Raw genomic sequence first — 2,993 nt, 5'->3', positions numbered from 1 at the left:
ACGCGCAACGTTTTGGTCAGGCTCTGCTGGCAGTATCGCCGCCTATAGAGGCCTATAAGGCAAGAGACTGGACGAGAACGATGCGGATCGTGTCAAGCGGCGAAGTGGAAGCCACGACGATCCAGCTCTCGGAAATTCTCGGTGCACTGAGCCACGCCCTCGACCTCACGGAGGGTCAGCCCGTCGGCCATTGCGTCCGCGCGACTTGGATCGGCTTCCACATCGGTCGTGAGCTAGGCCTTCCGGATCTGCAGCTCTGGGAACTCTACCACACGGTGATGTTGAAGGACCTCGGTTGCTCCAGCAACGCCGCGCGCATCTGCGAGCTTTATCTCTCCGACGACCTCAGCTTCAAGCGTGACTTCAAGACGGTGAGCGACAGCATGCCCCAGGTGCTCGGCTTCGTCTTTTCTCACACGGGTCTCAAGGCAGGCCTCGCCGAACGCTTCCGCGCTGTGCTCAACATCCTGCAGAACGGCGGCACGATCGTCGACGACCTTATCCAGACGCGCTGCCAGCGCGGCGCGCAGATTGCCCGTCAGCTTCGCTTCCCGGCGAGCGTCTGCGAAGCCATCCACGCGCTAGACGAGCATTGGAACGGCAGCGGTCGGCCGGACCGCCTCGCCGGCCCCGCGATCCCGCTTTACGCACGTGTGGCGCTTCTTGCCCAGGTGGTGGATGTGTTCCACACCGCAGCCGGCCCCGCGGCCGCGATAGCCGAGGTGCGGGCGCGCTCGGGCACATGGTTCGATCCTCAGGTCGTCGCCTGCTTCGAGAAAATCGCCTCCGAAACTGGGTTCTGGGACATCCTGGCCTCGGATGAGGTCGAGGAAGCGGTGTTCGCGTTGGCGCCGGCCAGCCCGATCGCCGTGGACGAGGATTACCTCGACGACATCGCCCGTGCCTTCGCTCAGATCATCGACGCCAAAAGTCCGTTCACCTCTGGCCACTCGGAGCGTGTCGCGGTCTACGCCGACATGATCGCGGCTGAACTCGGCTACCTGCCGGAACGACGCCGGTGGCTCAAGCGAGCTGCGCTCCTTCACGATGTCGGCAAGCTCGGGGTCTCGAACGCGATCCTTGACAAGAACGGCAAGCTCGACGAGGCGGAGTGGCGCGATATGCGCAACCACGCATCTCTGTCCGAGATCATCTTGGCCCGCGTCGCGGTGTTCCATGAGATGGCCAGCATAGGCGGCGGTCATCACGAGCGGTTGGACGGCAGGGGCTATCCACGCGGGCTCACTGGCGATGCAATCGCGCCCGAGACCCGCATCGTCTCGGTAGCCGATGTGTTCGATGCGCTGACCGCCGACCGGCCTTACCGCGCAGCTATGTCGCTTGAGAAGGCACTCGGCATCATGCGCGCGGACCTCGGAGCGGCGTTCGATCCAGTTTGCTTCGCGGCGCTGGAGCGGGCGCTCGTCGCTATCGAGGGTGATCTCGCCCGCGCGGCTTGAACCACGCTCCGGCCGACCAATTGACTATCGGACTGGGACCATCTTGCCAGCGCCGCCGTGGGCGGCCCTGCCGCGGGGTGACGCTTCTCTAGACGCCCAGATTACCATGGTCCGCACCATCCATCCGCAGACCGGCGAGCGCAAGGTCTGGAGGCAGAGCGAGGTGAGGAGACGGGAGAGCATGTTTTGAGCGTCCTGGACTTTTGTTGAGCGGCAAGCTTAGATTGCTAGTGGAGCTACCATCGGCGCCTTGCGGGAGAGTGCACCTTCCAACAATACATGCTGATAGCAATTTCAATCGCATTTGATACAACCTGAATTGCACCTTCTAGATGTGCAAATCTTCCGGTGATTTCAGCGAGAGACCGCCTCCGTCGGCTTTTCAGAGCGCCCGAATTGAGATCAAAGGCGAAGTCAGGCCGGCCTAGAAAGGCCGGGATGGGTGGATTTCTACCCGTCCGCTTCCGAGCGGATTAGCGATGAAGCAGACATCGCCGTTGCACCCGATCTGAGACCTGCAGCATCTGCAACTTCAGGATGTCGCTTCAGCGCACCGCGCCCGGCTCGCGGATCGGGCAGCGGTTGAACCGCTCGCGGAACTCGGCCGAATGCCTGTAGGGGGCGTTGCGGGCACGGTTGATGTTGCCAAGAGGCCGGTGCGCCGCGAGGCCTGTCCACACGCTGAACCGCATCTCCTCGTCCACTGCCTGGACCCGTGCAGGGTCCCAACTGTCCTGCGGCTGAACCCGGACAATCCCGACCCGCTGGAACGGTGCCTCGTCCTCCTTCCACTCCACCGTCGGGTCCTCGACCGGCTGGCGCTCGAGATCACGGCAGAGCTGCACGCGAAATTCCCATTCCCCGGCGATGCCGTTCATCTCAGACTGCACCGTCTCGCGGATGGCGTTCGGGCGGCCGGAGGCATCGATCTCGGTGCCGGTCAGGGCGGTCAGAGCCGGCGCGACGGGGGCCAGCGAGAACTTGGCGATGTAATCGCCGTACCGGAATGAAGTCAGGCTATAGTAAGTCTCGCCGAGTGGATCGACATTGGGCGCACCGCCCAGGGAGCCGATGGTTGGGCTGTCGACGCCGACCGCGTGAAGAGCCTTATTGACGCCGCGCAGGACCGTGGAGGCGGCGACCTTCAGCCCCTCGGCGCGGTCCGTGGTGCCGGCCAGCAGCTTGAGGCTGCCCAGGAACTTCTCGGCGTTCGGTGCCTGGAACACCTTGCCGTTGACCATGATGAAGTTTTGGGTCGTCCCCTCCGCATCCGGCAGGCGCTCGCCCTCGACGTCCAGCACTTTGAGGCCGAGGCCACGGGGCAGGGAGACCGCATCGGGAAGGATGTCGCCGGCGTTGGTCGACAACCGCATGTAGACCTTGTGCTGGCCGGGAGTGGCGAACAGGCCCTGGGCCAGCTCGGGGGGAAGGCCCGCATCGATCGTCAGAGCCCCTTCGAGGATGCCATGCGACTTCGCGTGGACCGAGCGCACGGCATGGCCCGAATGCTCCGCGACCCGGTTCAGGATCTTA

The 2,993-nt window shown here is 64.0% G+C and carries 2 protein-coding genes; one reads left to right on the top strand and one right to left on the bottom strand.

All coding sequences use genetic code 11. The features are described 5' to 3' along the window. Positions 1–80 precede the first annotated feature (80 nt). Positions 81–1,460: an HD-GYP domain-containing protein gene (locus ACLBX9_RS09590; RefSeq protein WP_447718755.1), complete on the top strand. Its 1,380-nt coding sequence runs from the start codon at positions 81–83 to the stop codon at positions 1,458–1,460. Between the two features lie 545 nt (positions 1,461–2,005). On the opposite strand, the gene ACLBX9_RS09585 is transcribed toward ACLBX9_RS09590, so the two are convergent. After that, positions 2,006–2,993, bottom strand: a 988-nt coding sequence (locus ACLBX9_RS09585; RefSeq protein WP_447718754.1) for a catalase family protein, incomplete at its 5' end; no start/stop codon positions are given.

The sequence above is a fragment of the Methylobacterium sp. A49B genome, from assembly GCF_053346215.1.
Note: the sequence above shows the minus strand (reverse complement) of the source record. Positions and strands in the feature narration are given on the sequence as shown.